The 26480-nt window shown below is 71.6% G+C and carries 31 protein-coding genes and 2 pseudogenes; 10 read left to right on the forward strand and 23 right to left on the reverse strand.

All coding sequences use genetic code 11. From position 1 onward, the window contains the following. Positions 1-111 precede the first annotated feature (111 nt). The gene (locus tag AC0699_RS13595; RefSeq protein WP_478659423.1) at positions 112-714 is read right to left on the reverse strand and encodes a hypothetical protein; all 603 of its coding nucleotides are present in this window, start codon (positions 712-714) and stop codon (positions 112-114) included. A gap of 240 nt (positions 715-954) precedes the next feature. Between AC0699_RS13595 and AC0699_RS13600 the strand changes: the two are divergent. The 3 genes and pseudogenes from AC0699_RS13600 to AC0699_RS13610 all read left to right on the forward strand — a co-directional run. Continuing rightward, positions 955-1161, forward strand: a pseudogene (locus AC0699_RS13600) (transposase); the annotation flags it as partial. Positions 1162-1525: 364 nt separating this feature from the next. Beyond that, on the forward strand, positions 1526-2170 hold the full coding sequence (locus AC0699_RS13605; protein ID WP_478659425.1) for a CBS domain-containing protein: 645 nt from the start codon (positions 1526-1528) through the stop codon (positions 2168-2170). Between the two features lie 491 nt (positions 2171-2661). Next, positions 2662-3069 carry a CoA-binding protein gene (locus AC0699_RS13610; protein ID WP_478659427.1) on the forward strand — a complete coding sequence of 136 codons (408 nt, stop codon included), beginning with the start codon at positions 2662-2664 and terminating at the stop codon, positions 3067-3069. A gap of 60 nt (positions 3070-3129) precedes the next feature. Here AC0699_RS13610 and AC0699_RS13615 read toward each other — a convergent pair. The 3 genes and pseudogenes from AC0699_RS13615 to AC0699_RS13625 all read right to left on the reverse strand — a co-directional run. Beyond that, positions 3130-3752, reverse strand: a pseudogene (locus tag AC0699_RS13615) (RHS repeat-associated core domain-containing protein); the annotation flags it as partial. A 479-nt stretch (positions 3753-4231) separates the two neighbouring features. Beyond that, entirely contained in the window at positions 4232-4657 is a 426-nt protein-coding gene (locus AC0699_RS13620; protein ID WP_478659429.1) for a VOC family protein, read from the reverse strand. Positions 4658-4865: 208 nt separating this feature from the next. Beyond that, a complete protein-coding gene (locus AC0699_RS13625) occupies positions 4866-5441 on the reverse strand; it encodes a TetR/AcrR family transcriptional regulator (RefSeq protein ID WP_478659430.1) in 576 nt (191 codons plus the stop codon). A 122-nt stretch (positions 5442-5563) separates the two neighbouring features. Here AC0699_RS13625 and AC0699_RS13630 point away from each other — a divergent pair, with 122 nt between their 5' ends. Then, on the forward strand, positions 5564-5740 hold the full coding sequence (locus AC0699_RS13630; RefSeq protein WP_478659432.1) for a hypothetical protein: 177 nt from the start codon (positions 5564-5566) through the stop codon (positions 5738-5740). Positions 5741-5745: 5 nt separating this feature from the next. After that, complete coding sequence (locus AC0699_RS13635; protein WP_478659434.1) at positions 5746-6303, forward strand: hypothetical protein; 558 nt, start codon at positions 5746-5748, stop codon at positions 6301-6303. Between the two features lie 208 nt (positions 6304-6511). On the opposite strand, the gene AC0699_RS13640 is transcribed toward AC0699_RS13635, so the two are convergent. Both AC0699_RS13640 and AC0699_RS13645 read right to left on the reverse strand, forming a co-directional pair. After that, positions 6512-7069, reverse strand: a complete 558-nt coding sequence (locus AC0699_RS13640; protein ID WP_478659436.1) for a YbaK/EbsC family protein — start codon at positions 7067-7069, stop codon at positions 6512-6514. Between the two features lie 44 nt (positions 7070-7113). Continuing rightward, the gene (locus AC0699_RS13645; protein ID WP_478659438.1) at positions 7114-7686 is read right to left on the reverse strand and encodes a helix-turn-helix domain-containing protein; all 573 of its coding nucleotides are present in this window, start codon (positions 7684-7686) and stop codon (positions 7114-7116) included. A 92-nt stretch (positions 7687-7778) separates the two neighbouring features. Here AC0699_RS13645 and AC0699_RS13650 point away from each other — a divergent pair, with 92 nt between their 5' ends. Further along, a complete protein-coding gene (locus tag AC0699_RS13650) occupies positions 7779-8645 on the forward strand; it encodes an EamA family transporter (RefSeq protein ID WP_478659564.1) in 867 nt (288 codons plus the stop codon). A 45-nt stretch (positions 8646-8690) separates the two neighbouring features. On the opposite strand, the gene AC0699_RS13655 is transcribed toward AC0699_RS13650, so the two are convergent. Then, complete coding sequence (locus AC0699_RS13655) at positions 8691-9437, reverse strand: acyltransferase (RefSeq protein WP_478659440.1); 747 nt, start codon at positions 9435-9437, stop codon at positions 8691-8693. Positions 9438-9562: 125 nt separating this feature from the next. Here AC0699_RS13655 and AC0699_RS13660 point away from each other — a divergent pair, with 125 nt between their 5' ends. Further along, a complete protein-coding gene (locus tag AC0699_RS13660) occupies positions 9563-10786 on the forward strand; it encodes an FUSC family protein (protein WP_478659442.1) in 1224 nt (407 codons plus the stop codon). A 196-nt stretch (positions 10787-10982) separates the two neighbouring features. On the opposite strand, the gene AC0699_RS13665 is transcribed toward AC0699_RS13660, so the two are convergent. The 5 genes from AC0699_RS13665 to AC0699_RS13685 all read right to left on the reverse strand — a co-directional run bounded on the left by AC0699_RS13665 (position 10983) and on the right by AC0699_RS13685 (position 13380). Beyond that, positions 10983-11147 carry a CsbD family protein gene (locus AC0699_RS13665; protein ID WP_478659444.1) on the reverse strand — a complete coding sequence of 55 codons (165 nt, stop codon included), beginning with the start codon at positions 11145-11147 and terminating at the stop codon, positions 10983-10985. 105 nt (positions 11148-11252) lie between these two features. Further along, positions 11253-11420 carry a hypothetical protein gene (locus tag AC0699_RS13670; protein ID WP_478659446.1) on the reverse strand — a complete coding sequence of 56 codons (168 nt, stop codon included), beginning with the start codon at positions 11418-11420 and terminating at the stop codon, positions 11253-11255. 88 nt (positions 11421-11508) lie between these two features. Next, positions 11509-12045, reverse strand: coding sequence for a gamma carbonic anhydrase family protein (locus AC0699_RS13675; RefSeq protein ID WP_478659448.1), 537 nt, complete (start codon positions 12043-12045; stop codon positions 11509-11511). Positions 12046-12063: 18 nt separating this feature from the next. Next, positions 12064-12750 (reverse strand): DedA family protein, encoded by a 687-nt coding sequence (locus AC0699_RS13680; protein ID WP_478659450.1) that lies wholly within the window; start codon positions 12748-12750, stop codon positions 12064-12066. Positions 12751-12939: 189 nt separating this feature from the next. Further along, positions 12940-13380: a DUF4442 domain-containing protein gene (locus AC0699_RS13685; protein WP_478659566.1), complete on the reverse strand. Its 441-nt coding sequence runs from the start codon at positions 13378-13380 to the stop codon at positions 12940-12942. 106 nt (positions 13381-13486) lie between these two features. Here AC0699_RS13685 and AC0699_RS13690 point away from each other — a divergent pair, with 106 nt between their 5' ends. After that, positions 13487-14524: a DUF8017 domain-containing protein gene (locus AC0699_RS13690; RefSeq protein WP_478659452.1), complete on the forward strand. Its 1038-nt coding sequence runs from the start codon at positions 13487-13489 to the stop codon at positions 14522-14524. A 41-nt stretch (positions 14525-14565) separates the two neighbouring features. Further along, entirely contained in the window at positions 14566-15882 is a 1317-nt protein-coding gene (locus AC0699_RS13695) for an MFS transporter (RefSeq protein WP_478659454.1), read from the forward strand. Here AC0699_RS13695 and AC0699_RS13700 read toward each other — a convergent pair. The 5 genes from AC0699_RS13700 to AC0699_RS13720 all read right to left on the reverse strand — a co-directional run bounded on the left by AC0699_RS13700 (position 15844) and on the right by AC0699_RS13720 (position 20454). Further along, the gene (locus AC0699_RS13700; protein ID WP_478659456.1) at positions 15844-16689 is read right to left on the reverse strand and encodes a spermidine synthase; all 846 of its coding nucleotides are present in this window, start codon (positions 16687-16689) and stop codon (positions 15844-15846) included. The two genes, AC0699_RS13695 and AC0699_RS13700, sit on opposite strands and share 39 nt — an antisense overlap. A gap of 600 nt (positions 16690-17289) precedes the next feature. Continuing rightward, the gene (locus tag AC0699_RS13705) at positions 17290-18162 is read right to left on the reverse strand and encodes a patatin-like phospholipase family protein (protein ID WP_478659458.1); all 873 of its coding nucleotides are present in this window, start codon (positions 18160-18162) and stop codon (positions 17290-17292) included. Positions 18163-18227: 65 nt separating this feature from the next. Continuing rightward, complete coding sequence (gene tuf / locus AC0699_RS13710) at positions 18228-19397, reverse strand: elongation factor Tu (RefSeq protein ID WP_478659460.1); 1170 nt, start codon at positions 19395-19397, stop codon at positions 18228-18230. 111 nt (positions 19398-19508) lie between these two features. Beyond that, positions 19509-19670: a hypothetical protein gene (locus AC0699_RS13715; protein WP_469771086.1), complete on the reverse strand. Its 162-nt coding sequence runs from the start codon at positions 19668-19670 to the stop codon at positions 19509-19511. An 82-nt stretch (positions 19671-19752) separates the two neighbouring features. After that, on the reverse strand, positions 19753-20454 hold the full coding sequence (locus tag AC0699_RS13720; RefSeq protein ID WP_478659462.1) for a DNA alkylation repair protein: 702 nt from the start codon (positions 20452-20454) through the stop codon (positions 19753-19755). A gap of 49 nt (positions 20455-20503) precedes the next feature. Between AC0699_RS13720 and AC0699_RS13725 the strand changes: the two genes are divergently transcribed. Next, the gene (locus tag AC0699_RS13725) at positions 20504-21208 is read left to right on the forward strand and encodes a TVP38/TMEM64 family protein (protein ID WP_478659464.1); all 705 of its coding nucleotides are present in this window, start codon (positions 20504-20506) and stop codon (positions 21206-21208) included. Positions 21209-21548: 340 nt separating this feature from the next. Here AC0699_RS13725 and AC0699_RS13730 read toward each other — a convergent pair whose 3' ends face one another. The 6 genes from AC0699_RS13730 to AC0699_RS13755 all read right to left on the reverse strand — a co-directional run bounded on the left by AC0699_RS13730 (position 21549) and on the right by AC0699_RS13755 (position 26479). After that, positions 21549-22481 carry a cation diffusion facilitator family transporter gene (locus AC0699_RS13730; RefSeq protein ID WP_478659466.1) on the reverse strand — a complete coding sequence of 311 codons (933 nt, stop codon included), beginning with the start codon at positions 22479-22481 and terminating at the stop codon, positions 21549-21551. Between the two features lie 465 nt (positions 22482-22946). Beyond that, the gene (locus tag AC0699_RS13735) at positions 22947-24800 is read right to left on the reverse strand and encodes a complex I subunit 5 family protein (protein WP_478659468.1); all 1854 of its coding nucleotides are present in this window, start codon (positions 24798-24800) and stop codon (positions 22947-22949) included. 8 nt (positions 24801-24808) lie between these two features. Next, complete coding sequence (locus tag AC0699_RS13740) at positions 24809-25153, reverse strand: sodium:proton antiporter (RefSeq protein ID WP_478659470.1); 345 nt, start codon at positions 25151-25153, stop codon at positions 24809-24811. Further along, positions 25150-25890, reverse strand: coding sequence for an MnhB domain-containing protein (locus AC0699_RS13745; protein WP_478659472.1), 741 nt, complete (start codon positions 25888-25890; stop codon positions 25150-25152). Before AC0699_RS13745 ends, AC0699_RS13740 begins: the two co-directional genes overlap by 4 nt. After that, entirely contained in the window at positions 25887-26168 is a 282-nt protein-coding gene (locus AC0699_RS13750; RefSeq protein WP_478659568.1) for a Na(+)/H(+) antiporter subunit B, read from the reverse strand. Before AC0699_RS13750 ends, AC0699_RS13745 begins: the two co-directional genes overlap by 4 nt. A 5-nt stretch (positions 26169-26173) precedes the next feature. Beyond that, positions 26174-26479, reverse strand: coding sequence for a monovalent cation/H(+) antiporter subunit G (locus AC0699_RS13755; RefSeq protein ID WP_478659474.1), 306 nt, complete (start codon positions 26477-26479; stop codon positions 26174-26176). Between the last annotated feature and the right edge of the window lies 1 nt (position 26480).

A 26480-nucleotide genomic window follows, 5' to 3' on the forward strand; every position in this document is an offset into this window, starting at 1 on the left:
GACCCCCAGAAAAAAAAGGAAGAGGTCCCCCCCCACCCCCCCCCCCCCCCCCTCCCCCCCCCCCCCCCGCCCCCCCCCCCGGGCTCGCCACTTTGCTGGGCGGAACACCCGTCAGCGTTCGGCTTCCTGTTCCGCCCCGGGACTGGGGACGCGGTCGAGAAGTTCCGCGAGGACGTCGAGCCGCAGCGCCGCACGAGGGACGTCGGTGGGCGTGATGCTGCCCGGGGGCGGCGGCTGGAACACGGGAGCCGGTTCCACGCCGAGCGCCGTCATCCGGTCAAGGATGAGCTGTTGGAACTCCTCCGGTGAGGTGTACGGGCAGACGATGTCCCGCGGATCGAAGATCGTCCATGACAGCTCCTCGTCCTCGTCGCGAGTCGGCAGATCGAACCAGGCCACACGCGTCACGGAGGGATCCGGCAAGGGAGAACGGAGCGCGGCCATCGGCCTCGCCCAGCGATGGATGCCCCGCCTCAGCATGCCGCCCACGCCGTCGCTCTCCGGCCACGCCGCCGGGGGCGCCACGGCGAGATAGCCGACACGCTGCTTGAGGTCCGCCCGGTCGGCGTCTTCGGCCACCTCGTAGGACCACCGCTTCTCGTTCCACCGCCACAGGCGCGGGGACTCGCCGACCCGGATCAGGGTCAGCTCCCAGTCCGGTCGGTAGGTCCGCTTGACGTACAGCCCGCCGGGTTTGAGCTGCGCGAACAGCATGATCCTCCCCCTCGGCCGACCAGGCGCCGGCCGTTGTCTCCCCCACAGTTGGAAGGGCGAGCGCGGAGCGCGAGCCGGTGAACCCCTCCGGTCACGACACTAGCGCTCGGCATGCTGCTGCTCACCGGTGTAGCCAGGCCCAGTCGGACGGTGCCTGCCGGGCGGTGACCAGTCGGCGCCGGTACTGCTCGGCGGCAGGGACTGTGAATGATGGACATTGGCCGGGCTGGCGTCGGCATTTCCCGTGACCGAGCGGGCGCCGTCGAGCCGCAGACCGTCAAGAAGCGACGGCGGTGCCTGACCGGCATGAATCATGGTGCTGTCACTGTCCGCGAAGGGGCCCTCCCATGGCGAGATCGGGGCTCATCTCGCCAAGGTGGACGGCGCGCCGAGTGATCGAGGGCCACGATCTCCGCCATCACGGACCCGGTGATGGAGGGCATGTCGGCCCTTGGGACTGGCGAGGTCGCATGCTGAGGTGTCGCGTATTCGCGGCTGAAGCCCGCAGCTCGATGACTCTGAGTGAGCAGTCAGGATGGTCGACCTGCTCATCCCCATCGACAAGCGCAAGGGCCAGGCGCTCAGCGTCGCCAGCGTCTACCGCGCGCTCGGCCGTACTCCTGGCCGTGGGACCGCCGGCCCTCCCCCGCCAGACCGAACGTCACTGGTCGCCGGAGCGGCGCGGTGCTGTCATGGGAAGGGGAGACGGCGTGGACGGCCGACAGGGCCACGCAGGCCGGCGCCCCGCGCGTCGTCCGCCCGGGCGGTCCGACCGCGGCCGCCCCGTCGCACAGCGGAGGAGGCCGATGCCATGCTGCACCGCCGCACGGTCGGTGACGTGATGACCGAGGATGTCGTCACCCTCCGCCCCGACACACCGCTCCAGGAGGTCGCCGCCCTGCTGGACGCGAACGACATCGTCGCGGCCCCGGTCGTCGACGACGACGGCGCCCCGGTCGGCGTCGTGTCCGCGTCCGACGTGCTGCGGCACGAGACCGGCATGCCCGATCCGCAGGGGCAGGACGGGGACGACGAGCGCGTCTGGGGCAAGGCCCGGGCTCGGACCGCGGGCGCGCTCATGAGCAGCCCCGTCTTCACCGCCCGCGCCGACTGGACGATCCCCCGGGCCGCGCGGGAACTCCGCAGGCGGCACGTCAAGCAGCTTCCGGTGGTCGGCGAGGACGGGCTCCTCACCGGCATCGTCAGCCGCAGCGACCTGCTCGACGCCTTCATCCGCTCCGACGTCGAAATCCGCGGCGAGGTCGAGCAGGACGTCCTGGGGCGCATCCTCGGCCTGGACGAGGGCACGGTCACGGTCGAGGTCCGGGACGGGGTCCTCACCCTGCGGGGTCACGTCCCGGAACGGCGTCTCGTCCCGGTGGTCGTGGGCCTCTGCCAGGGCGTCGACGGTGTCGTCGCCGTGGACGCCCACCTCGCAGCCGCCCGGGCGGGCTAGCTGTCTGCCCCGGGAGTCGGCTGCAGCAGCTGCAGGCCGACCACCAGGTGCAGTCGAGCAGATCTCGGCTCGAGACCGTCCGAACCCATCCACGATCCCTCTCGTGTGTGGCGCGTCGCCGTCACGCCTCGGCATCATCGCCCGGGAGTAGGAGTAGCTGGCCGGACGTCGGCACGGGCATCTGTCTGCCATACAAGGGCATCCGCGAGCCGCTCGCCGAGGTCAAGGACGTCACAGACGGCGCCGCTGTTCAACTGGTCGGCCAGAACGTGCGGCCCGTCCCACGCAACGTGCAGTTCGCTCCGCACGGCGGCGCGAAATACCCGGCCGGGGCCCACGGGCGAGAAAAGCCGAGTCGAGGGTACGGATGCGGGGAAGGGCGAGCGAAAGGTTCGGATCGCCTCTTTCCACGCGCTGGAGCCGCCGGGAATGGCGCGCAGTCGACGGTCGTTCCCTCTTGGGTCGAACAACCGGCCCATGGGAGGTACAGCGTGCACAGCGAGACGGATACCGTCCGTAAGATCCTCAACGAACTCGGCGACACATGGGCGATCGTCGGTCTCTCCTCGAACGAGCAGCGCGCCGCCTACGGAGTCGCGAAGGTCCTGCAGCGCTATGGCAAACGGATCGTCCCCGTGCACCCGAAGGCCGAGAAGGTCCACGGGGAACTGGGCTATCCGTCCCTCGATGCCATTCCCTTCGACGTTGACGTCGTGGACGTTTTCGTCAACAGCGAGCTCGCCGGCGCGGTCGCCGATGAAGCCGTGACCAAGGGCGCCAAGGCGGTCTGGTTCCAGCTCGGCGTCATCGACGAGGAGGCGTACGACAGGACCCGCGAAGCCGGGCTCGACATGGTCATGGACCGCTGCCCTGCGATTGAGCTCAATTCCCTGCGCTAGCGGGTCATGGGTTCACGTGGGCGACGCGCTCCTCTCGCCGTGTCCCCACCCCTTGGCGATCAGCCCTTCGGGATCCATCCAGGTGTACGGATTGGTGACATAGGCGGACGGATTGGCGGCGGAGGCGAGCCCCAGGGGATCGGATGACACATAGCGGGCCGTCTCCGGGTCGTAGTGCCGGTGGACGTTGTAGTGGAGACCAGTCTCCGGGTCGTCGTACTGGCCCGGGAAGCGCAGCGGAGTGTAGGCGGTGGCGTCGCGGTTCCAGGCCGTGAGCCCCCAGACGGTGGAGGCGGTTGTGCCAGGCGATCCCGCCCTGTTCGTCGACGAGTTCGGTGGGCGTGCCGACCAGGTCGGTGACGATGGCGAAGAAGCGGCTGTCGATCTCATCCTGTCGGGCGTCGCCGACGGTGCGGCGCTCCAACTGGGACAGGGGGCGGTAGCCCTCGTGGTCCCAGGTCAGGGTGACACCGGACGCGGTGTCGGTCTGCTCGGCCAGCCAGGTGTCCTCCCAGCAGAAGAGGGCTGTGGCCGCGACCGTGGTCCCGTCGGCGGCCATGCGGTGTTTTGGCGGTACGACGGCCGAAGGGGTCGTAGGTGTAGCGCCAGACCGTGCCGTCCGGGGTGGTGCAGGAGGTGAGCCGGTCCTCGGCGTCCCAGGTGTAGCGCCAGGTCCGCGGGCGAGCTGCAGGCGATGAGCCCCGCAGAGCGGGCGCGGGCGTTCGAACGCGTCAACGAGTGGTTCGCCGCCCACGCCCGGAAAGATCACGGGTGGGCAGAAGCTGCGCACGCCGGAGACGGCGACGACCGTGCGGCTGGAGGGTGGGGAGCCGGTCGTGGTCGGCGGGCCGTTCGTGGAGGGCAAGGAGGTCGTGAGCGGGTACGCCGAGATCGAGGTCGCCGATCTGGATGAGGCACTGCGTATGGTGCGGACCTGGCCGGGCTGCCCGGTGGTCGAGATCCGGCCCGACGCGCAGGCTTCTGAGCCGGCCAATGGCTGCCTCTGGTCGGGGCACGCGAACCCGGCAAGATCCGAACGAGCGGCCCCAGGCCGATGGCCAGCCACTTCCCATCGTTGACCCGGCCACCTGTTGCGCGGCGACAGCCGGTTCACGGGCGCCTGGCCCGCCCCTCCGCACCGGGCGTTGACCGGGTGCTCGCCTCAGACGACCGGCTCGCCGATGCCCAGCATGTTCCCCTCACTGTCACGAAACCAGGCGCCGCGTTCACCTCGTGCGCCCTTGCTCGGGTAGTTCCCCTCGATCTCGGCAATCCCGTCCACCGTCCGCAGCCCGGGCAGATCGACCTCCTCGAACACCGCACCGCGCCGCCTGAGCTCGGACACGACGGCCGCGATGTCGTCGACCTCCCACCCCATCTGCGTGAACGTGCCGGGCGAGGCTCCCGCCGACTGGAAGAGCGCGAAATCCACGCCTCCGCACCGATACAGCAGTCCACCAGGCCGTTCGTCGACAGGCTCCAGACCGAGTACCTCGGAGTAGAAGCGCCGCGCCCGGTCCAGGTCCTGAGCCGGCAGCCTGGTCGCCACGCGTGCCCGGGCCAGAAGGTTCCTGTCGTCTGCGTTCATGTCTCCACTGTGCCGCGAGCAGTGGCCGGACGGGCGGAGGCGACAGGCGCGAGCCACAACGGCGGCCTTACCGACCTCACCCCGGAGGGACGCGGCGCTGACGGGAACGAGCAGCTGAGCTACTCATGACACGTGCGGCTCAGTCGTCGCGCGGGCCGTCGGTGTGCATCGCCCGCTCTCCACGCCATGTCCCGTGCCTGGCGAAGCGTCAGGAGGAAGGACGCAGGCCGGACATCGTGACCGCGACGAGCCGCCGCACTGCGGCCTCGGACGACAGGCCGCCGGCCCCGGCGAGCGCGTGCAGGCAGTACCCCGTCAGCTCGTCCGGCGCGACATCGCCCCGGACTTCGCCCGCCTGAACCCCCTCGGCCATCAGGCCCCGGATGAAGTGACGGAGATGCTGCTCGGCGTGCGCCACGTGACCGCCCTGATGCAGGACGGCCGAGAGCTCTCCTCCATGCCCGTGCCGCTGCTGCTGGATGAACGCATAGCGCTCCAGCACGGCCGCCAGCCGCTCGCCGGGGGTGCTGGCGCGGTCGCGGAGTTCGGCGAGTTCGTCGAGGTGGCCGGCGACCTGGCGTTCATGCCACGCCATCATGATCGATTCGACGTCTGGGAAGTACTTGTACAGCGTGGCCCGCCCGATGCCGCTCTCTTCCGCGATCCGCGACATCGTCACCCCGCGCAACCCCTGCTCGGCCACCAGCGCCGCCGTGGTCCTGAGCACCGCGTCGCGTACGGCGCGGCGGTGCTCCTCGATGGTCTCGTTCCACAGCTTCGGCATCGACTCAGTGTACGCAGCGACGAAGGTGATACACCTCGACTTGACGTAGACACTGTGTCTCGATAAGTGTTGGCGCCGTGGAAGAACCCGACCACCGCGCCCGCCCGAGCAAGGGGATTCGCATGACCGACTCACCGTCCGAGCCCACCCCTGGTGCAGCCCCGGTCCGTGGAACAGCCCCCGGCGCACCGCGTTGGGTGAAGGTGTCCGGGGCCCTGGCGCTCGTCGTGGTCGTCCTGTTCGTCGTCCTGCACCTCACCGGCAGCGGCATGGGGCCCGGCATGCACGGCGGCCACTGATGGCCATGGCGCCCGGTATCCGCAAACTCGCCTTGACCGCGCACGTGGCTTCGTCGGTCGGCTGGCTCGGCTCGGTCGCCGCCTTCCTGGTGCTCGCCGTCGTCGGCCTGACCGGGCAGGACGCCCAGCGAGCCCGCGGGGCGTATCTCGCCATGGAGGTGACAGGCTGGTACGTGATCGTCCCGCTGGCCTTCGCCTCGCTGCTGACCGGTCTCGTCCAGTCCCTGGGCACCACGTGGGGGCTGCTGCGCCACTACTGGGTGCTGGCCAAGCTCGCCCTGACCGTCCTGGCCACGTTCCTCCTCCTGGTACACATGCGGGTGGCCGACCAGGTGGCGGACGCCGCCAGCCGCAGGAACCTGTCCGGCTCCGACCTCGGCGCAATGAGATTCCAGATCGCCCTCGACGCCGCCGCCGCTGTGGCCGTACTGCTCACGACCACAGCCCTCTCGGTCTACAAGCCACGCGGCATCACCCGGTACGGATGGCGTGTGCAGCAGGAGCAACGAGCCGAACGCAACGCTGACCCAGCCCCGGACACGGCAGCCGCGGCCCAGGCTTGACCGAACGCCCGGCTGCCGCCGGCTGCCGCACCGACCGGCTCAGCGTGGCGAGATCTCCGCAGCCACGAAGCCCCGCTACGACGAGCGCGGACAGGTACCCCCTCCGCACCGTCACCGCCGGCACGCTTTTGATCTGGCTCAGAACCTGACACGGGGCGGACGTCCGAGTCCGATCCGAGCAACCCGGATCGCTTCAAGGCCGGGGGACTCAGGCGACGCCGAGGCCCTCCAGGATCGCCGCCCCCGGCAGGCCGGCGAAGACCTTTCCGGGCACGATCAGCTTGCCGCGGCGGCGCCCGCTGCCGATCAGGACCCATTCGGTGTCGACGACGGCCGCGTCGACGAGCAGCGGCCAGCCGGCCGGGAGTCCGATCGGTGTGATGCCGCCGTACTCCATGCCGGTCCCGCCGGTGGCGCTGTCCATGGAGGCGAACGACGCCTTGCGGGCGCCGAGTTGCTTCCGCACGACGCCGTTGACGTCGACACGGGTCCTGGACAGGACGACACAGGCGGCGAGGGTCGCCTCGCCGCCACGCTTCCCGGCCACGACGACGCAGTTCGCGGACGTGTCGAGGAGGTCGGCGCCGTGGTGCTCGACGAAGACCGCCGTGTCGGCGATCCGCGGGTCGGTGTCGACGTACAGCAGCTGCTCGGCCGGGACGTCTCCGCTCCAGCGGCGCACCGCCTCGGCGACGGGCGGCGTGAGTTCGTCGAGGCAGTCCGGGGCGGGCCGGGCGTTGTCGAAGTCTCCGATGGGTGCGCGCATACCCGTCACGCTAACAGCCGTCGGGCGCGCCCCGATTGGACGTCTCAGCGCGCGGGCGGAACGGACACGGCCATGGTCATCTCAACCTTCTGCGTGCCGTTGTTGCGGTAGGCGTGCGGGACGTTCGCCTCGAAGGTCGCCGAGGTGCCGGCGGGGACGCTGTGGGACTCCCCCTCGATGACGAGAGTGAGCTCGCCCGCGGTGACATGCAGAAGCTCGACGGTGCCGTCGGGGTGCGGGTCCGAGGCGCTCTCCTCGCCCGGCATCAGCGTCCAGGCCCAGAGTTCGAGGGGGCCACGGGCCTCGGTTCCGACGAGCAGCGTGGTGGAGCTGCCGCCCGGCGTGGACCACATGCGGACGGCCTGCTCCTGCGGTACGAGCCGGACCTGCGGGCCCTGCTCGTAGTCGAGGAGCGTGGTGATGCTGACGCCCAGGGCGTCGGCGAGCTTCACCGTCGTACCGACGCTCGGATTGGTGCGCGCCTGCTCGATCTGGATGATCATGCCGCGGCTGACCCCGGAGCGGGCCGCGAGTGCGTCGAGCGTGAAGCCCCGCTCGCCGCGCCAGCGCTTGAGGTTACGGGCGAGCGACTGCGTGAGCTGGTCGAGGTCCGACACGTTCCGTCCAATATTATGAATGACAGAGTTCAATAGAATGCACTACGGTGTGGTGCACCCGATCGTTCACCGAACTGTACTGCGAGGCATCCATGACGGCACTGTTCGCCCTGGCCACGAGCCTCCTCTGGGGCCTGGCCGACTTCGGCGGCGGGCTGCTCGCACGACGTACGCCCGCGCTGACCGTGGTCGTGGTGTCGCAGACGATCGCGGTGGTCGTGCTCGGCGCGATCGTGGTCGCGACGGGTGGCTGGAACGAAGCCGGTCCCCAGCTCTGGTACGCGGTGGCTGCCGGTGTCGTCGGCCCGGTCGCGATGCTGAGCTTCTACAAGGCGCTGGCACTCGGCCCGATGGGTGTCGTCTCCCCGCTCGGCTCGCTGGGAGTCGTCGTACCGGTCTCGGTGGGGCTGCTCATCGGGGACCGGCCGGGGCTGCTGCAGTTCGCGGGCATCGCGGTGGCGGTGGTCGGCGTACTGCTCGCGGGCGGGCCCGAGCTGCGCGGGGCGCCGGTCCAGCGGCAGGCGATCCTGCTGACACTGCTGGCGGCCTTCGGCTTCGGTTCTGTGATGGCGCTGATCGCCGAGGCGTCGACCACCATCACCGGACTGTTCCTGGCGCTGCTCGTGCAGCGCGTCACCAATGTGGCGGTGGGCGGCGCAGCCCTGTACGTCTCGGTGAAACGGGGTGCGCGGGCGCTGCCGGAGGACGGCGGGCTGCGGGTCGTCCGCGCTGCGCTGCCGGCGCTCGCCTTTGTGGGTCTGGCGGACGTCGCCGCCAACGGCACGTACTCGATCGCCGCACAGCAGGGCCCGGTGACGGTCGCGGCGGTGCTCGCCTCGCTCTATCCGGTGGTCACCGCGCTGGCCGCGCGCGGCGTGCTCAAGGAGCGGCTGCGGGCCGTGCAGGCGGCAGGCGCCGGGCTCGCACTCGTCGGCACGGTGCTGCTGGCCACCGGCTAGCCCTACGGCTTGTGGCCTGATCCGCCGGACAGGACCTGACCCAGGTCACGGGCGATCAGCCTCCTCGAGCTCCGCGAGCGCGACAAGCTGCTCGGGGGTGACGCCGTCGGGGATCGGCACCGGCGCGGGCGTCCGCAGCGGCGGCTGCCAGCCCTTCTCCGGGTCCCAGCTCCGTACGACCCTGGCGGGCGCACCGGCGACCACCGCGTGGTCCGGCACCTCGCCCCGTACGACAGCGCCGGCCGCGACCACCACGTTGCGGCCGAGCCGCGCGCCGGGGAGGACCACCGCGCCCGTGCCCAGCCAGCAGCCGGGGCCGATCTCCACGGGCTCGGCCCGAGGCCACTGCTTGCCGACCGGCGTGTGCGGGTCGTCGTAGCTGTGATTGGTCGAGGTGATGTAGACGTACGGGCCGCAGTACGTGTCCGACCCGATCGTCACCGTCGTGTCCGCGATGACATGGCTGCCGCGCCCGAGCACCACGCCGTTGCCGAGCGTCAGGATGGGGTCGGGCCCGAGGTCGAGATCCGGCATCATGCCGGCAGTCAGCGTCACCTGCTCGCCGATGATGCAGTGGTCACCGAGCTCGATCCACGCCTCGCCGAACACGGTTCCCTGCGGGAACGCGAGCCGCGTCCCGGTGCCGAGCCTGCGGAAGCGCAGCCGCCCCGGCTGCTCCGCCGTGACCGCGCCCGTGTCCTGCACCCAGCGCCAGCCGCGGTGCACGGCGCGGGCAAGAACACGGCGTCGCCAGGCGGTCAGGGAGGAGAACGTGTTTCTGCTCTTCGGCACCCGGACACGGTAGTCGGCGCGGACCGGGCCGGTCAGAGCGGCGAACTGTGATCTTCACCCCACAGCCAGGGGTGAGTCCGGGGCCGGGGTGTCTCACCGGCGCCACCGGCGGGGATGGGAAGAGAGTGTCCGAAGCCACCGAACCACTGCGCGACTTCGTACGGCGACACAGGGAACCGGCCGTCGTCCAGACGGTGCGCTCCACCGCGGCCGCCGTCATCTCGTACGTCGTCGCCCTTCAGCTGAGCAGCGAGCCCGCGCCACTGACCGCGCCGCTCACCGCGCTGCTCGTCGTTCAGGTCACGCTGTACTCGACACTCACCACCGGCATCCGCCGGGTGAACTCGGTGGTGGCGGGGGTACTGATCGCGATCGGCTTCAGCGCGCTGGTGGGGCTGAGCTGGTGGAGCCTCGGGCTGGTGATCCTGGCGTCGCTGGTGATCGGCCGGTTCGTGAAGGTGGGAGAGTTCGTGCCCGAAGTGGCCATCAGCGCCATGCTCGTGCTCGGCGTCACCCAGGTGACGGCGACGGCCTGGGACCGGGTGCTGGAGACCCTGATCGGCGCCGTCGTAGGGCTCCTGTTCAATGTGCTCTTCGTGCCGCCCGTATGGGTGAACGACGCCAGCGAGGCGATCACGGACCTCGCCGCCCGGATGGTGCGGCTGCTGTCGAGCCTCGCCGACGCGCTCGCCGATTACACGCCGGTGGCGCAGGCCGCGGCCAGGCTGCACGAGGCCCGCCGGCTCGACCACGAGATCGTGCAGGTCGACGCGGCCCTGCGCCAGGCCGAGGACAGTCTGCGGCTCAATCCCCGGGTCAAGGAGCCGCTGCTTTCGCGGCTCGTGCTGCGCACGGGACTGGATGCGCTGGAGATCTGCGCGGTGATCCTGCGCGTGTCCTGCCGGACGCTCACCGACCTGGCCAAGACCCGGCCGGCCGGCACGCTCTTCCCGCCGCATGTGACCCCGGCGCTGCAGGAACTGTTCGGCCATCTGTCCGCCGCGATCGAGTCCTTCTCCGAGCTGATCACCTCACAGGTCTCGGAGAACGCCGAGGAGGCGGAATCACGCCTCGCCGAGGAACTCGCCGCGGGCCGTGAGTGCCGCGACCGGGTGGCCGGGCTCCTGCTCGACGGCGTCCGCGACGACCACGAGCACTGGCAGCTCCATGGGGCGCTGCTCGCGGAGGCGGACCGGATCCTGGACGAGCTGGACGTCGAGAAACGCTCGGAGCGGCTGATCGAGGAGCTGGACCGGCACTCCAGCCGGCCGCCGGCCGGCCGCCAGTGGCTCGACGACGTGAAGCGCCGGGTGCGCCGCAGTGTGCGGCGCGGCGGAGAAGGAGGCTGAGGACAGCTTCCCGAACACTTCCCGCGGACTTCCCCGAGGCTCCCGGCCCCGAGGCTCCCCGCCCCGCGGACATCCCCGGCGTCCCAGACCGTCCCAGGGCCTCGTAGGGCCATCGCGGGGACTTCGCAGCGGGGCGGCCGCACCACGTGGAGTACGGGTGCGGCCGCCCCGGTCACGAGCGGCGTCCTGGGACGGACTACCGTCCGGACTTCTTGATCCGCTCGGCCGCGTCCTCCGCGGCCCTGCCCGCCATCTGCTCGCCGCGGCCCTCGGCCTGCATGCCCTGGTCGCCCATTGCCTTGCCGGCGGTTTCCTTCATCTTGCCCTTGGCCTGCTTCGCCCTGGCCTTTGCCTTGCCCATGACGGTTGTCCCTTCACTGTGGGGGGTGGACTGGCGTATCCACCTTGCGCCCATCACCCAGCGTCCGCAATCGGTGACGCCGGGACACCATCGGACACGGCCTCCTCAGTCGGGTGGCTCGGGCAGCGGCCGGGTGCCGGGCTCCGGGGCCGGAGGCGGCGCGTCGTCGGGCTCCGGGGCCGGTGCGGGCGGCTGCGGATCGCGCGGCACGGGATCGGGGCTGCTCGGCACCGGCCCGGGTCCGTCAGGGGGCGGTTCCTTCGGGGTGGTCATGACTGAGCCTTTCAGGTCGCGCCTGTCATCCCTCGCCCGCTGCGACTACCCCGTGCCCCGCGGCCCAATCAGCAGCCGGCGCCGGCGGTCAGGCGTCGAGAGCGGCCCGGTGCCCCTTCGCCAGCTCCAGGTACATCGCGGCGTTGAGCTTGATGCCCTCGCGTTCCTCGTCGGTCAGCTCGCGCCTGACCTTGGCGGGTACGCCCGCGACCAGGGAACCCGGCGGCACCCGCATGCCCTGCGGGACGAGCGCCTGCGCGGCGATGAGCGAGCCGGCACCGATGTGGGCACCGTTGAGCACGGTGGCGCCCATGCCGACGAGCACGTCGTCCTCGACGGTGCAGCCGTGCAGCACGGCGTTGTGCCCGACGGACACACGCTCACCGACGGTCACCGGGAAGCCGGGGTCGACGTGCACGGTGCAGTTGTCCTGGATGTTGCTGTCGGCACCGAGGACGATCGGGCCGCAGTCGGCGCGCAGTACGGCGTGGTACCAGACGCTCGCACCGGCCGCGAGGGTGACGTCCCCGATCACGACGGACGTGGGCGCGGTGAACGCGTCGGGAGCGATCTGCGGCTCCTTCCCGCCCACTCCTGAGATCAGTGCCCGCTCACGCTCTGCCATCGCCTTCTCCTCATACTCCTACTGTGCCGCGCCTGCCTGAACCGTAGGCGACGGCTCCTCCGTGGCGTCCGCGGGGGCGTCACTCGCGCTCTCGGCGCGCTCGGCCGCCTTCTTGGCGCGGTTCTTGAGGACGAGCATCGAGGTGAGACCGATCAGCACGGCCAGCACCAGACCCAGCCACGAGAAGCGCTTCAGCCAGGCCTCGGCGACCACGCCGACCGAGTAGATGACGGCGGTCGTACCGCCCGCCCAGAGGATGCCGCCGAAGACGTTGGCGATGAGGAACTTCCAGTACGGCATGCGCAGGACACCGGCGAGCGGACCGGCGAAGATCCGCAGCAGCGCGACGAAGCGGCCGAAGAAGACGGCCCACATGCCCCACTTCTCGAAGGACCGCTCGGCCATCGCGATGTTGGCTTCGCTGAAGTGCTTGGGGAACTTCCCGCCGCACCAGCCCAGCAGCGGGCGGCCGCCCTTGCGGCCGATGGCGTACCCGATCGAGTCGCCGACGATCGCGCCTGCGGTGGCGCAGGCGCCGAGCACCCAGGGGTTGATGTCCCCGTGCTGGGAGGCGAGGAGCGCGGAACTGACGAGGACGATCTCACCCGGCAGCGGGATGCCGAGACTCTCGAGCCCGATGACCACCCCCACCAGGATGTAGATGCTCACCGCAGGGACGGTCTCGAGCCACTCCTGGACGTGCAACGCCGTTCCTCCCGTTGTCATCGGCCCCGGCCCGTGGTCGTGCGGGCGTGGTGGATGGCCGGATCTCATCGGGCTGCGCTGCCCGGGGTGCGCCGTGGGACGCGCACCCCGGGCAGCCTACCTGGAGACACGACCGCCCCCGGCGTCCGGAACGGGACACCGGGGGCGGCTCACATCTGCCGTGCGGAATCAGGCGTTCGGACGGAGCGTCCAGACAACGGTCATCTCGCCCGTCACCGCTCCGTCCGAGTCGCGCGTGATCGCGATCTCGACCGGGAACTCGGGGCGCCCGCCCGCGTCCAGCTCCGCGACGACATCGGCGGCGGGGCGGCCGAGGGTGGCCGTCGCCGTGACGACGCCCATCGCGAGCTTCTTGTAGCCGATCTCGGCCTTGACGGCGAGCGGCACGGCGCGGGAGAGCTGGTCGCCGAAGGCGGCGAGCACGATCGCGCCGCTCGCGGACTCGGCGAGCGTGAACATCGCGCCCGCGTGCGGCCCGCCTACATGGTTGTGGTAGTCGCTCTGGTCCGGCATACGGATCACCGCACGCTCGGTCGAGGCCTCGACGAACTCCAGGTTGAGGGTCCTGACCATGGGAACTGTGGCGGCGAGCATCTCACCGACGGACATCTGATCTGCGCTCATGGACCGGATGTTACCCACGGGTAGTTCAACTTGGCCATCCCCACGGGGGCGCCGTGGCAGCGGACACCCGGCACCTCTATGGTTACTGGCCATGTGGCCAGGACAGCAGCCGCCCGGGGGCGAGCAGAACCCGCAGGACCAGAACCCGTACACCCAGCCGGGTTACCAGCAGCCGAACCCGTACCAGCAGCCGGGATACCAGCAGCAGCCCGGGTATCCGCCGCAGCCGGGTTACCAGCAGCCGAACCCGTACCAGCAGCCGACCGTGCCGCAGTACAGCGTCCCCGGACCGCCGCAACCCGGTGGGCCCCACTCGCCCCAGGACAAGAAGAAGACGGTCGTCGTCGCGATCGCGGCGGCCACCGCCGTCGTCGCCGCAGCCGTCATCACCGGAGTCGTGGTGATGAAGGGCGACGACGAGAAGAAGTCGGACCAGGCCGACGGCAAGAAGCCCGCGGCCACCGCCACGAAGCCGACCGGGGCGCCCTCCCCCACCGACAACCCGCGCGACGGTTCGGGCGCGGCCAAGCCGACGATCCCGGGCTGGAAGGTCGTCACCAACCCCAAGTACGGGACCCAGTTCGACGTCCCCGCCACCTGGGAGGTGGCCGGCACGGGTGTGGGGTCCGGGTTCGAGGACGAGAAGAAGGGCGACGGTTCGGCCGCGGTCATGATGACGGCCCCCGCGTACTTCAAGAGCAAGTGGTGCTCGGTCGACTCCGACCTGGACGGCCGCGCCGAGGACTCCGGGCTCGCCGGGACCGGGACCAAGGGCGGCCAGGGCGCCAAGGACACCGCCGAGGCCGCCTACAACGAGGCGGGCAACTGGGTGTGGGCCGCCTACGCCCAGACGGAGCCCAAGGGCACCGTCAAGGTCACCAAGGCGAGGCCGTACACGACGAAGTCCGGCCTCAGCGGCCATGTGGCGACGGCGACAGCCCTCGGCGTGAAGAAGGAGGACAAGTGCGACACGGACGGCAAGTCGATCGCCTTCTCCTTCAAGACCACCAACGGTGACTTCTCGTCCTGGGTCCTCTACGCCAACACGGGCGTCACGGGCGAGGTCCCCGAGGCGACCATCCAGCAGATCCTCAGCACCGTACGGCTGGCCTCCGCGCCCGCGTCGTAATCGGTTTGGCACGGGCCGACGGCGACGGCGATAGTCCTGGGGTGAACAATCCCGCCGTCGCCCGACGCCGTACGCCCCGCCGCCGTCCCGAATGGGCCGGCCGCAACTACTCACTGCTGACCGCCGCCGCGATCGTCACCAATCTGGGAAGCCATGGTGCGCTGATCGCGGCGGCGTTCGCGGTGCTGGAGTCCGGCGGGGACGGCGGGGACGTGGGACTCGTCGCGGCGGCCCGCACCCTCCCGCTCGTTCTCTTCCTGCTGATCGGCGGGGCGATCGCGGACCGGCTGCCGCGGCACCGCGTCATGGTGGCCGCCAACGTTCTCAACTGCGTCTCGCAGGCGGCCTTCGCCGCCCTGGTGCTGGCCGGGGATCCCGAGCTGTGGCAGATGATGCTGCTGACCGCGCTGTGCGGCACCGGACAGGCGTTCTTCAACCCGGCCGCCGAGGGCATGCTGATGTCCAGCGTCAGCGGTGAGCAGGCGAGCCGGGCCTTCGCGCTCTTCCGGATGTCGGTGCACGGCGCGGGCATCGGCGGCGCCGCGCTCGGCGGCGCGATGATCGCCGCGGTCGGCCCCGGCTGGGTGCTCGCCGTCGACGCCGCCGCCTTCGCGGTGGCGGGCGCGCTCCGCGCGTTCCTCGACGTCAGTCGCATACCGGAGCGGGCAGCGGGCGGCGGGCTCCTCGCCGATCTGCGCGACGGCTGGAAGGAGTTCACCGGCCGGCCCTGGTTGTGGTCGATCGTCGCCCAGTTCTCGGTGGTGGTCGCGGTCGTCGGCGCGGCCGACTCCGTCTACGGCCCGCTGGTCGCCGAGGAGTCGCTCGGCGGTGCACGGCCGTGGGGGCTCGCGCTGGCGGCGTTCGGCGTGGGCACGCTCGGCGGCGCCCTGCTGATGATGCGGTGGAAGCCCCGGCGGATGCTGCTCGTGGGCACGCTCTGTGTGTTCCCACTGGCGCTGCCCTCGGCGGCACTCGCCGTCCCGGTACCGCTCGGTGCCCTGTTCGTGGTCATGTTCATCAGCGGTGTCGCGATCGAGGTGTTCGGCGTCGCGTGGATGACGACGCTGCACCAGGAGATCCCGGAGGAGAAGCTGTCCCGGGTCTCTGCCTACGACTGGTTCGGTTCGACCGCCATGCTGCCGCTCTCGACGGCGCTGGCCGGTCCCGCCGAGAGTCTGTTCGGGCGCCAGGAGGCCCTGTGGGGCTGTGCGGCACTGATCGTGCTGGTGACGGCGCTGGTGCTGCTGGTTCCCGACGTGCGGAATCTGACCCGGCGTACGAAGCGGGTAGCGGGAAACGGCGACGCACCGGTCGGTGCCTCAGCCGATGCTGAAGGCTCCGTCGGGCGGCTCGGGTGACGCGACGGCGTCCTCGTCCCGTACCGCGCGCGCGTCCCCGATGAGGCGTCGCAGGGCCTCGCCGTGTTCGACACGCGCGGGGAAGGCGTCGGACGCGGTGCGGCGGGCGAGGGCCGCTGTGTCGATCCTGCGGTGCGAGGCGAGCAGTACGGCGTTGCCGAAGCGGCGTCCGCGCAGTACGCCGGGTTCGGCGATCAGCGCCAGTTCCCGGAACTCGTCCGCGAACGTCGCCAGTTGGGAGCGGAGGAAGGTGAAGGGAGCGGCGTCGGCGAGATTCGCGGCGTAGATGCCGCCGGGGCGCAGGACGCGCTCCGCAGCCCGCGCGTACTCACCGGACGTGAGTGGGGCGGGCACGCGGGATCCCCCGAACACATCGGCGACCAGCACGTCCGCCGAGTCGGCGGGCGCCTGCTCCAGCCACTGCCGGGCGTCCGCCCCGTGCACGACGATCCCCGTCCCGGGCGGCAGCGGCAGCTGCTCGGCGACGAGCGCCAGCAGCCCGCGGTCCGCCTCCACGACGTCCTGCCGTGAGCCGGGCCGGGTGGCCGCGACATAGCGCGGCAGTGTCAGCGCCCCACCACCGAGATGCAGCACATCGATCGGAGCACCCTCGTCCGCCACGCAGTCGAGCACATGCGCGAGCCGGCGCGCGTACTCGAACTCGAGGTGTGTCGGATCGTCCAGGTCGACGTACGACTGCGGAGCACCGTCCACGGTCAGCAGCCAGGCCCGCTCCCGGTCCACGTCGGGCATGAGCTTGGCGGTGCCGTGGTCGACGGCCCGGATGACGGGGATGGCCTCATTCACCCGCCCATTGTGCGCCTGCCCGCGGTGCCGGCCCGTCCGGCCTCCGATCTCGAGCACCGGCTCGTACCCGCGGCCGTCCGGACGCCGAATCCCGGGCCCGCCCACGCCGACCGCCGAATCCCGGGCCCGCCCACGAGGGCCTGTCCGGCGGATCAGGGTGGATCAGCGAGGGCGCGGAGGGTGGAGGGGTCAGTGCACTGCCGACCGTCTTGGACACCGTGACCGTGACGGCGCCGAGGTTGCTGCTGCCCGGGGACAACAGCAGGGTGTAGGCGCCGGAGACCGGCAGGTCCGCCGCCTCCCAGTCCGCGGTCGCGCCGCTGAAGGACGCCTCGCGCACAGTGCGCGTCCATCAGGCGACGGGCGAAGCGGCTGATGTCACTGATGCGGCTTCGGATCCAGGGCGGGGGATGGGATCCCCCGGCCGAAGGCAGGGGGAGAGCCATGCCGGCCGACGACGCAGGAGACGGAGTCGCAGGGCGTCGGGAGCCCGGCAAGTCCACCGGACAGGCCGTGGGCCCGTCCCGTGTCGTCGGACGGACACGCCGGCCCATCGGATGTGGGCGGCACACCGGCCGGGCAGGCGCTGCGCGCGGACCGTCAGCCGGCCACGATGCCGCGGACCGCCTCCGCATGGGCCGCTGCCTGGTCCAGCCCCGCCCGCGCCGCGGGCGCTCGGCGCGCAGGGTCCAGGACATTGCGCCCGAACGCCCGGCGGGCCGCCCGGTCCGGCGTGATCAGCACCACGCGGGCCCCGGCCGCCGCGAGCCGGGAAGCCTGCGCGCGGGCCGACGGCACCGGACCGCCGCCGAACGCGATGGGAGCGACGATGACGACCGTTTCGTAGCCGAGTGCGAGGTCCGCGTTGGTCGAGGAGCGCACCCCGCCGTCGATGAAACGCCGCCCGTCGATGGTGACGGGCGGCCATACACCGGGAACGGCGCAACTCGCGCCGACCGCGTCGATCAGCTCCACCCCGCTCTCCCGGTCGAACGCCCGGAACTCCCCCGTGACGGCATCCACCGCGGTCACGACGAGCCGCCGCTCCGACGGCCAGTCGTGTGTGAGCAGCCGTTCGGCGAAGACGGCTCGCCGGACTTCCTCCGGTTCCGTGCGGGCGCCCAGCGCAAGCCGTCCCATGCGTGCGCCGTACGCCTCGGCGTCTCGGGAGCGCACTACGCCCCAGAGGTAACGGGCAAGCACGGTCGGGCCCATGCCCGCGGGCACCTCCCCCGACGGATCGGCGAGCTGACGGGCGTAGAGCTCCTTCAGGGTGAACCGGCCGGAGGTGAGCTGCGCGCCGACGACCGACCCGGCCGAGGTGCCCACGATGAGATCGGCACCGGTCGGATCGGCGCCCGCCGCGGCCAGTCCGTGCAGCATGCCGATCTCCCAGCCGATGCCGGCGAGCCCGCCACCGCCGAGTACCAGTGCCGTTCGTTGCTTCTTCGCTTCGTCGTCCTTCTCCGCCATGGCAGCAGTGTGACGTGTACGGGGCGAGCCCGCCCCCCGCACACGGCGGGAGGCGGGCTCCGGACTCAGACCAGTTCGGTGACCGTGCCGGCACCGACCGTACGGCCGCCCTCGCGGATCGCGAAGCCGAGACCGGGCTCCAGCGGCATGTCGCGACCGAGCTCGACGGTCATGGTGACCGTGTCGCCGGGGCGCGCGACCGCCGCCTCACCGAGGTCGACGTCCCCGACCACGTCCGCCGTACGGATGTAGAACTGGGGCCGGTAGCCGGTGCCGATCGGGGTCGTACGGCCACCCTCACGGCCGGACAGGACGTACACCTGCGCGGTGAAGCGGCGGCTCGGCGTGACGCTGCCCGGCGCGGCGACCACATGGCCGCGGCGCACCGCGTCACGCGGCACACCGCGCAGCAGCAGCGCCACGTTGTCCCCGGCCTCGGCGGACTCCATCGGCTTGCCGAAGGTCTCCAGGCCGGTGACGACGGTCGTGACCTCCGCGCCGAGCACCTCCACCTGGTCGCCGACGCGCACGGTGCCGCGCTCGACGGCGCCCGTGACGACCGTGCCGCGTCCGGTGATGGTGAGGACGTTCTCCACCGGGAGCAGGAACGGCGCGTCCGTGTAGCGGACCGGCATCGGCACGTAGGTGTCGACGGCGTCGAGCAGTGCCTCGATGGCGGCGGTCCAGCGTGGGTCGCCTTCCAGGGCCTTGAGACCGGAGACCCGTACGACGGGGACGGCGTCTCCGCCGTACCCGTGTGCCGTGAGCAGCTCGCGGACCTCCAGCTCGACGAGGTCGGTCAGCTCGGGGTCGCCCGCGTCGGCCTTGTTGAGCGCGACGACGATGTGGTCGACGCCGACCTGACGGGCCAGCAGGACGTGCTCGGCGGTCTGCGGCATGATCCCGTCGAGCGCGGAGACGACGAGGATCGCCCCGTCGAGCTGTGCCGCTCCCGTGACCATGTTCTTGACGTAGTCGGCATGACCCGGCATGTCGACATGCGCGTAGTGCCGCGTGCCGGTCTCGTACTCGACGTGCGCGATGTTGATGGTGATGCCGCGCGCGGCCTCCTCCGGGGCCCGGTCGATCCGGTCGAAGGGCACGAACGTGCCGGTGCCGCGCTCGCTGAGGACCTTGGTGATGGCTGCGGTCAGGGTGGTCTTGCCGTGGTCGACGTGGCCCATGGTGCCGATGTTGAGGTGCGGCTTGGTGCGCACGTATGCCGTCTTGGGCATGGCTGTTTGCGGTTCCTTCCCGGAACTCGAAGCGTGAACTCCCTGTGGAGGGGGACCCCTGGGCCGGACCGACCCTCCCCCTGCGGGGTCCGCCGGTCGATCCGGGGAGGGTCAGCTTCGGGCGCCGTCGAAGGGCGCGGCGGCGGCTGCGTCAACTGCAGCGGCCGTAGCTGCTGCGACGACCGCGTCGACTGCCGCGGCCAGGTGGAAACCGGCAGCCTTCGGCGCGTCCGCGACTGCGGACGGCGCTGCGGGGAAGGCGTACCGGAACATGCCTGAAGGATCTCCGACGGCGTGGGTGGGCGTCGAATGGTTTTCCCGGCAGGGTTACGCGGGGCTGTGCGGGGTTACGGGGTCACAGGTTCTTGAGCGCTTCGCGTACGGAGAGCGGCGCCAGCCGGTCGCGGGCGGCGGAGACGAAGCCGCGGACCGCGTCGGGGTCGGTCTTGGCGTACTCGCGCAGGCTCCAGCCGATCGCCTTGCGGATGAAGAAGTCCGGGTGGCGGGACTGACGCAGGCAGTACCGGAAGAGGCGGTCCGCGTCGGTCGCGTCCTTGTGGCGGAGCTGGTGGAGCAGGGCGGTGCGCGCGACCCAGAGGTCGTCGTCCTCGATCCACTCGTCCATGACGGGGACGAGCTCGGGACCGGCCGCGACCAGTCCGCCGACGACGTGCGAGGCGAGCGCGTCGACGGTGTCCCACCAGGAGACGGTGGTGATCAGGTGTCGTACGACGGGGAGGAAGCCGGACGAGCAGCGCGTCACGTACCGGCGCAGGTAGTCGACCGCGAAGTAGTGGTACTCGCGCTCCGGCAGCTCCCAGCAGCGCAGGGCGATGGCCGTGCAGTCGGCCTCGTCGGGGCGCGCGGCGCCGTCGAGTACGGCACGGGACAGGGCGCGGCGGTCCGGGGTACGGATGCCGAGGAACGGTGCGATGTCCTTCATGTACGCGGCGGCCTCGCGTGCCCGGACGGGGTCGGCCGCCGTGGGGTACACGGCCGTGAGCCGTTCCAGCACGGTGTCGGCGAGTGCGCTGCGAGGCATTGCCGGGGGCGTCATGCGCCACACATTACGGCGATCACACGCGCCCGTCGGTTAGTCTCCCCTGATGCTCGACCCCGTCCCCGGGCCGTCCGAAGGCCTCGTGCTCCGCCGCAGCCGGGCCCTTCTGTCGCCCCGGTCGCGGCTGGCGCTGCTCGTGCTGGTGCTGGCGTCGGCGGCGTCCGCGGTCGTGCTGTACGAGCCCCAGCGGCTGCTCGCGACGGGCTGGCCGCCGCAGCTGAGCGGGGGCGCCGCGGTCGTGCTCTTCGGGCTTGCGTACGGCCTGTGCACCGCGGCTTTCGTGCCCAGGCCCCTGCTGAATCTGGCGGCGGGCGCCCTCTTCGGCTCCCAGGCGGGCCTGGCGGCCGCCGTCGCCGGCACGGTGCTCGGCGCCGGCATCTCCTTCACCCTGGGCCGCGTCCTCGGCCAGGACGCGCTACGGCCGCTGGTGCGCGGCCGCTGGCTGACGGCCGCCGACGGCCAGCTGAGCCGCCACGGCTTCCGCTCCATGCTGGCTCTGCGGCTCTTTCCCGGCATCCCTTTCGCCGCCGCGAACTACTGCGCCGCAGTGTCCCGGATGGGCTATCTGCCCTTCCTGCTGGCGACGGGGATCGGCTCGATCCCGAACACCGCGGCGTACGTCGTGGCCGGCAGCAGCGCGGCTTCCCCGACGTCGCCCGTCTTCCTCTTCTCGATGGGCTTCATCGTTCTGTCGGCCCTGGCCGGCGCGGTGGTGGCCTGGCGCAAACGGCACCGCCTGCGCGGGATGTGACGCAGAGGGCGCGTCCGACCGGTCCTGGGCGCCTGCGGCGGGCTCATTCCCCGCCCCTTCCCTCCCCGCCCTTCCCGTGACCGGGAGCGAGCCGCCCGCCCCCGGTACGGCCTCCGGCGAGGGACCCCCACCCCCGCCCCCGCCCGGCAGCTGCACGCACCGCTGTGACTTCAGCCGCTTCGCGGGCGGCGGCAGCCGCTGATGTCATCTCGGCCCGATGGACCGGACACGGCCTGCCAGGCCCTGTCCGGGCGATCTTGTCGGGGCCGCGACGCTCCCCCAGAGCTTCTCCCCCAGCCTCCGGCCGGGGGGGACCCATCGAAGATCGCCCGGACAGGGCCTACCGCCCGGCACGCGGCGGCGCCTCCGTGATGTCGAGGAAGACCTGGTCGGCTTCCGGCCAGCGCTCCTCGACAGCCTGCTTGATCCGCTCGGACACCAGCTCGACCTCCTCGCTGTCCAACCCCGGCACCAGATCGATCCGTGCCACCACCAGGGCCGAGTCGAGCCCCAGACGCATCGTCAGCAGCGACGCCACATTGTCGACCTCCGGTTGTCCTTCCAGCATGGTGTGGATGGCTTTGCGCATGGCGGGATCGACCGCGACACCGATGAGCCGGTCGCGCGACTCCCGGCCGAGCCGGTACGCGACGTACACCAGCAGCAGACCGATCGCCAGGGATGCGGCCGCCTCCCACGCCGCCTCTCCGGTGGCCAGATGGAGCCCCATCCCCGTCATCGCGACCAGCACCCCGACCACGGCTGTGCCGTCCTCCGCGATGACCGTGCGCAGTGCCGGATCGCTGGTCTCTTCGCCCTGTCTGCGGAACTGGTACAGCGCGCGTACCAGCGACGTGCCCTCGGCGAGCAGAGCGACGCCCAGTACGGCGAGCCCGGCGGCGTAACGCGACGGGGACACCTCCCCGTCGCCGCGCAGCGCCTCGGACGCCTGATAGAACGAGAAACAGCCGCCCATCACGAAGATGCCGACGGCCGCGAGCAGCGACCAGAACCAGCGCTCCTTGCCGTAGCCGAAGGGATGGCGGCGGTCGGCCGGGCGGCGGCTGCGGCGCAGAGACGCGAGCAGGAAGATCTCGTTGAAGCTGTCCGCGACGGAGTGCGCCGCCTCCGACAGCAGCGCGGGCGACGACGCCAGGAATCCGCCGACGGTCTTGGCGACGGCGATGACGAGGTTCGCGGCGAGCGCGACAAGGACCGTCAGTCGCGTCCTCCGGTCGGACCGCGCCCGCCGTTCGCTTTCCTTACGATTCACTACTGCTCACGGTGTATGCGGCCACTGTTGCCGACTGGGGCGCAACGCGTCGAGCCGACACCTTGCCGGGCGCACCACCCTCCCCCGCCCGTACACCTCTTCCCATCGGTCCGCATCCCTTCCCACGGTCCGCATCGGCCTTTGCCCGGCAGCATCGGCGACGGTCCAGCGGCGCGCCGTCACGGGCCCGAGCGGACGACGGAGCCACGGCGTCCGAGGCCGTGGCCTCGGCGAAGGCCCGCACGTCGTCGAACATACTGCGACCTCCCTGCACGGCCAGGACGCGGGCGCTGCGGCGTGCCGTCGAGGAAAGCGCCGGCCGACGCTTCGGATCCGGCGGCACGTCCTCTCCGCACAGTGCCGAGCTGCTCGCCGGGCCGCGGAAACTCCGGTCGGGGGGACGCACCAGGACCTCGGTCACGCCGTTGCGTCGGCATGCCGACCTGGTGACATTGCGCGACCCGGCTACGTACGTACCGCCACCAGCACCATGAGCAGTGCGATGCCCACCGCCAGCCAGCTCGTGTAGTCGCCGATGTGGCCCGAGTGCAGCCTGCGCAGCGGCACGATCACCACGCGGGCGGTGCGGCCGAGCCCGGCGCGAGTGAGGTGCGCGGCGGGCCACGTCAGCGCCGGCCCCCACAGGGCGGCGGCCGCGACCCCGGCCGCGAGCCCGGTGGAGACCAGTCCGAGCACCACGCCTTCGAGGGTCCAGCCGACGGGCGGCGCCGCCTGCGTGACCGGTCCCGGAGGCAGTCCGCCCACGGCGGCGGCGTAGTCCGCGCGGCTGGTGAACTCCGCCGCGGCGCGTGCGAGCGACTCGCCCAGGGAGGGCAGCAGCCCCACGGCCAGGCATGCGCCCAACAGCAGCAAGGGGACGACGACCATCGGAACGGGGATCCGCCGCTTCGGGTCCCGTACCTCCGGTTCCTCGCCGCTGCCGGTGGTCTCGGGGCCGTGGTGCTGCTCGGGCCGGGTCCCCGCGCCCAGGAACACCCGGGCGGCTGCCCGCAGCACCGCCCCTCCGGTGACGGCCGACACCAGCACGAACAGCGCGGGCATCCATCCCGCCCACTCGGCTGCCGCGTGTTCCTCGACGGCCTTGCCCAGCCCCGTTCCGAACGGCGGCAGCCCGGCCAGCGCGAGGCCGCCCACCGCGAAGAGCGCACCGCAGAGGGGCAGATCACGGGCCCGGCCCCGCAGTCCGTGTTCGTCGACCGAGCCGTGCCGGTCCAGCAGCAGCCCGGTCAGCGCGAAGAGGGCTGCCTTCGCGCCGGCGTGCCCGGCCACGTACATTGCCGCGCCGGCCGTCGCCTCCGGCGTCAGCAGGGCGACTCCGACCAGGAAGAGGCCGACATGACCCACGGTCGAGAAGGCGAGCATCCGCTTGAGGTGGCGCTGCTGCCAGCACATCACCGAGCCGACGAGGGCGGTGGCGACACCGAGAGCGACGAACGTGTCGCGGAAGACGTGGTGCGGGATGCCGCCCGGGCCGGAGAACACCGTCCAGTAGAGCCGCCCCACCCCGTACACGCCGAGTTCGACCATGACTCCGGACAGCAGCATGCACACGGGTGTCGGCGCCACGGCGTGGGCGTCCGGGAGCCAGAAGTGGAAGGGGACCACCGCCGCCTTGACGAGCAGCCCGGTCAGGACGAGGACGAACGCGACGACGAGCAGCGGATCGCTGCCGCGCCCGGCGAGTTCGCGCCCGATGAAGGCGAGGCTGAGCTCTCCGGTGTGCGCGTACAGGAGTCCGGTGCCGAGCAGGGTGCAGTAGGCGGCGACGGAGTTGACGATGCCGAAGGTGAGAGCGCCCTGGAGCGGGCGGGGGTCCTCGATCCGAAAGCCGGTGAGCGCGTACGCGACCACGCCCATCAGCTCGAAGAAGACGAAGGCGTTGAACAGGTCACCGGTGAGCGCGAATCCGCACATGCCCGCGTCGAAGAGGAGGATCAGCGCGGGGAACGTACCCGCGTGCTCGGCAGGCGGCTCGTCGAAGTACCGCCAGGCGTACGAGACGGCCGCGAGGACCAGCGCGGCGGCGAGCAGCGCCAGCCCGACACCGATCCGGTCGGCGGCGAGGACGATGCCGACGCTCTCCCCGCCGTCCGGGGCCCAGCCACCCACCCAGGAGACCACCGTGCCGTCGCCCGTACGTCCCCACAGCCAGGCGAGGTCGGCGACCACGGCGGCGGCCGCCGCGGCGGCCAGCGCGTCCGTGGCGATCCTCGGCAGCCACCTGCCGCTCACGGCCAGCACGACGGCGCCCAGCAGCGGAATCACGACGGCGAGGGGCAGCAGACTCTCGGTTCGCACGAAACCGGTCAGCCCCTGAGACCGGTGAGCGCGTCCGGATCCACCGTGTCGTGTCGTTTGCGGATCTGGATGGCGAGCCCCAGCAGCAGGGCGGTGACGGTCGCACCGACGACGACATCGGTAAGTGCGAGGGCCTGGGCAACCGGGTCGACGACGGGGGCGCGGGTGCTCGTGTCGGAGAAGTAGGGAGCGGTCGCGCCGCGCCGGTAGCCGACGGTGAGCAGCAGGACGTACGTCGACGACTGCGCGACCGACAGGCACCCGATGGCGTGGACCGCGTCCCGGCTGGTGACGAGGCCGTACAGCCCAGCGAGCAGGATCCAGCCGGCGGCCAGATAGGACAGCACGCTCATCCGGCGTCCTCCGGTGTCCTGATCTCGGCAGCCTGGTCGATGAAGGCAGCCAGCAGGACGACGATCCCGGAGCCCACTTCGACACCGATCGCCGCGTTGACGTAGGGGACGAGACCGCCGGAGGCGATCGATCCGAAGGTGCCGAGCGGCAGGACGTTCTCGAAGTACGCGGCTCCTGCGAGCAGTCCGGCCAGGCCGAGCGCGGCGAAGGCACCCGCGGCGGCCGCGTCCGCCACGTCCAGGACCGCCAGTGGGCGCACGCGCTGGAGCACGCGGTAGTCGGCGGCGATGTAGGCGATGTGCAGTCCGGTCGCGAGGACGACGCCACCCTGGAAGCCGCCGCCGGGCGACACCTGACCGTGGGCGACGACGTAGCCACCGGTCAGCAGGGTGGCCGGGAGCAGGACCGTGCCGGCCAGTCGGACGGCGGGCTGCACATCGCCGGGCCGCGGCCGTGCGGGCTGCTCGTCGCGGGCGCGCCGCAGCAGGACGATCGCGCCGAGGACGGCGGCGAGCAGAATGTACTCCTCGCCGAGGGTGTCGAAGGCGCGCTGGTCGAACGTGACGGAGGCGACGGCGTTGGCGGTGCGCTGCCGCAGGGCCGCGGCCACCGCACGGTCTCCGTAGGGGTGCTCGGCGCCGCCGAAGCCGGGGAGATCCAGGCAGGCGAGCACCCAGCCGGCCGCGAGGAGGACCGCCGCGGCCCAGAACATCCGGATGCGTACGGTACGGCTCACCGCTTGCGGTCCTTGCCACCGCCGCCGCTGGGCGACCGCCGGATCTTGCGTACCGTCAGCAGGAAGAGCAGCGGAGTGACGACCGTCCCCACGGCGAGCTGCGACAGCGCCACGTCCGGCGCCTGCAACAGCGCGAACAGCAGGGCCAGATGGAGGCCCAGCACGCCGAGGAGTACTGCCTGCCGGACCGGGTCCCGGGTGAGCACGGTCATGGTCGCGGTCACGGTGACGAGGACGACGGCCGAGGCGATCAGCCAATCGCTCAGGCTCTGTTCCATTCCGGTCACTGCGGTGTGTCCTCCCGGGTGCGGCCCTCGTGGGAGGCGGCGGCCCGGCCGATCGCCATCGTCGTCACCGTTCCGCCACCGGCGATCAGCACACCGATGGCCAGCAGCTTCACCGCGTTCCGACCCGGCCCGGTGTCCACGGCCGCCGCGAGGACGATCAGCGGCCCGCCGAGCAGGGACGCGGGCGTGAGGGCATGCAGCCGGGCATGAGGGCGAGGCAGTACGACCAGGGCCAGGGCCGACAGCAGCAGCATCGCGACCCCGGCGGTCAGCAGCACGAGTACGGCGGAGGACACGGCCATC

Source organism: Streptomyces sp. NPDC043870 (assembly GCF_056435785.1).

What these genes read in the sequence shown, in the direction of transcription:
- AC0699_RS13725 (WP_478659464.1), top strand. Translation starts at nt 20,504, where the DNA reads ATGCTCGACCCCGTCCCCGGGCCGTCCGAAGGCCTCGTGCTCCGCCGC.
- AC0699_RS13635 (WP_478659434.1), top strand. Translation starts at nt 5,746, where the DNA reads ATGGCGCCCGGTATCCGCAAACTCGCCTTGACCGCGCACGTGGCTTCG.
- AC0699_RS13640 (WP_478659436.1), bottom strand. Translation starts at nt 7,069, where the DNA reads ATGCGCGCACCCATCGGAGACTTCGACAACGCCCGGCCCGCCCCGGAC.
- AC0699_RS13750 (WP_478659568.1), bottom strand. Translation starts at nt 26,168, where the DNA reads ATGGAACAGAGCCTGAGCGATTGGCTGATCGCCTCGGCCGTCGTCCTC.
- AC0699_RS13675 (WP_478659448.1), bottom strand. Translation starts at nt 12,045, where the DNA reads ATGGCAGAGCGTGAGCGGGCACTGATCTCAGGAGTGGGCGGGAAGGAG.
- AC0699_RS13650 (WP_478659564.1), top strand. Translation starts at nt 7,779, where the DNA reads ATGACGGCACTGTTCGCCCTGGCCACGAGCCTCCTCTGGGGCCTGGCC.
- AC0699_RS13715 (WP_469771086.1), bottom strand. Translation starts at nt 19,670, where the DNA reads ATGTTCCGGTACGCCTTCCCCGCAGCGCCGTCCGCAGTCGCGGACGCG.
- AC0699_RS13740 (WP_478659470.1), bottom strand. Translation starts at nt 25,153, where the DNA reads ATGAGCGTGCTGTCCTATCTGGCCGCCGGCTGGATCCTGCTCGCTGGG.
- AC0699_RS13605 (WP_478659425.1), top strand. Translation starts at nt 1,526, where the DNA reads ATGCTGCACCGCCGCACGGTCGGTGACGTGATGACCGAGGATGTCGTC.
- AC0699_RS13620 (WP_478659429.1), bottom strand. Translation starts at nt 4,657, where the DNA reads ATGAACGCAGACGACAGGAACCTTCTGGCCCGGGCACGCGTGGCGACC.
- tuf (WP_478659460.1), bottom strand. Translation starts at nt 19,397, where the DNA reads ATGCCCAAGACGGCATACGTGCGCACCAAGCCGCACCTCAACATCGGC.
- AC0699_RS13665 (WP_478659444.1), bottom strand. Translation starts at nt 11,147, where the DNA reads ATGGGCAAGGCAAAGGCCAGGGCGAAGCAGGCCAAGGGCAAGATGAAG.
- AC0699_RS13690 (WP_478659452.1), top strand. Translation starts at nt 13,487, where the DNA reads ATGTGGCCAGGACAGCAGCCGCCCGGGGGCGAGCAGAACCCGCAGGAC.
- AC0699_RS13595 (WP_478659423.1), bottom strand. Translation starts at nt 714, where the DNA reads ATGCTGTTCGCGCAGCTCAAACCCGGCGGGCTGTACGTCAAGCGGACC.
- AC0699_RS13685 (WP_478659566.1), bottom strand. Translation starts at nt 13,380, where the DNA reads ATGTCCGTCGGTGAGATGCTCGCCGCCACAGTTCCCATGGTCAGGACC.
- AC0699_RS13625 (WP_478659430.1), bottom strand. Translation starts at nt 5,441, where the DNA reads ATGCCGAAGCTGTGGAACGAGACCATCGAGGAGCACCGCCGCGCCGTA.
- AC0699_RS13705 (WP_478659458.1), bottom strand. Translation starts at nt 18,162, where the DNA reads ATGGCGGAGAAGGACGACGAAGCGAAGAAGCAACGAACGGCACTGGTA.
- AC0699_RS13755 (WP_478659474.1), bottom strand. Translation starts at nt 26,479, where the DNA reads ATGGCCGTGTCCTCCGCCGTACTCGTGCTGCTGACCGCCGGGGTCGCG.
- AC0699_RS13670 (WP_478659446.1), bottom strand. Translation starts at nt 11,420, where the DNA reads ATGACCACCCCGAAGGAACCGCCCCCTGACGGACCCGGGCCGGTGCCG.
- AC0699_RS13720 (WP_478659462.1), bottom strand. Translation starts at nt 20,454, where the DNA reads ATGACGCCCCCGGCAATGCCTCGCAGCGCACTCGCCGACACCGTGCTG.
- AC0699_RS13630 (WP_478659432.1), top strand. Translation starts at nt 5,564, where the DNA reads ATGACCGACTCACCGTCCGAGCCCACCCCTGGTGCAGCCCCGGTCCGT.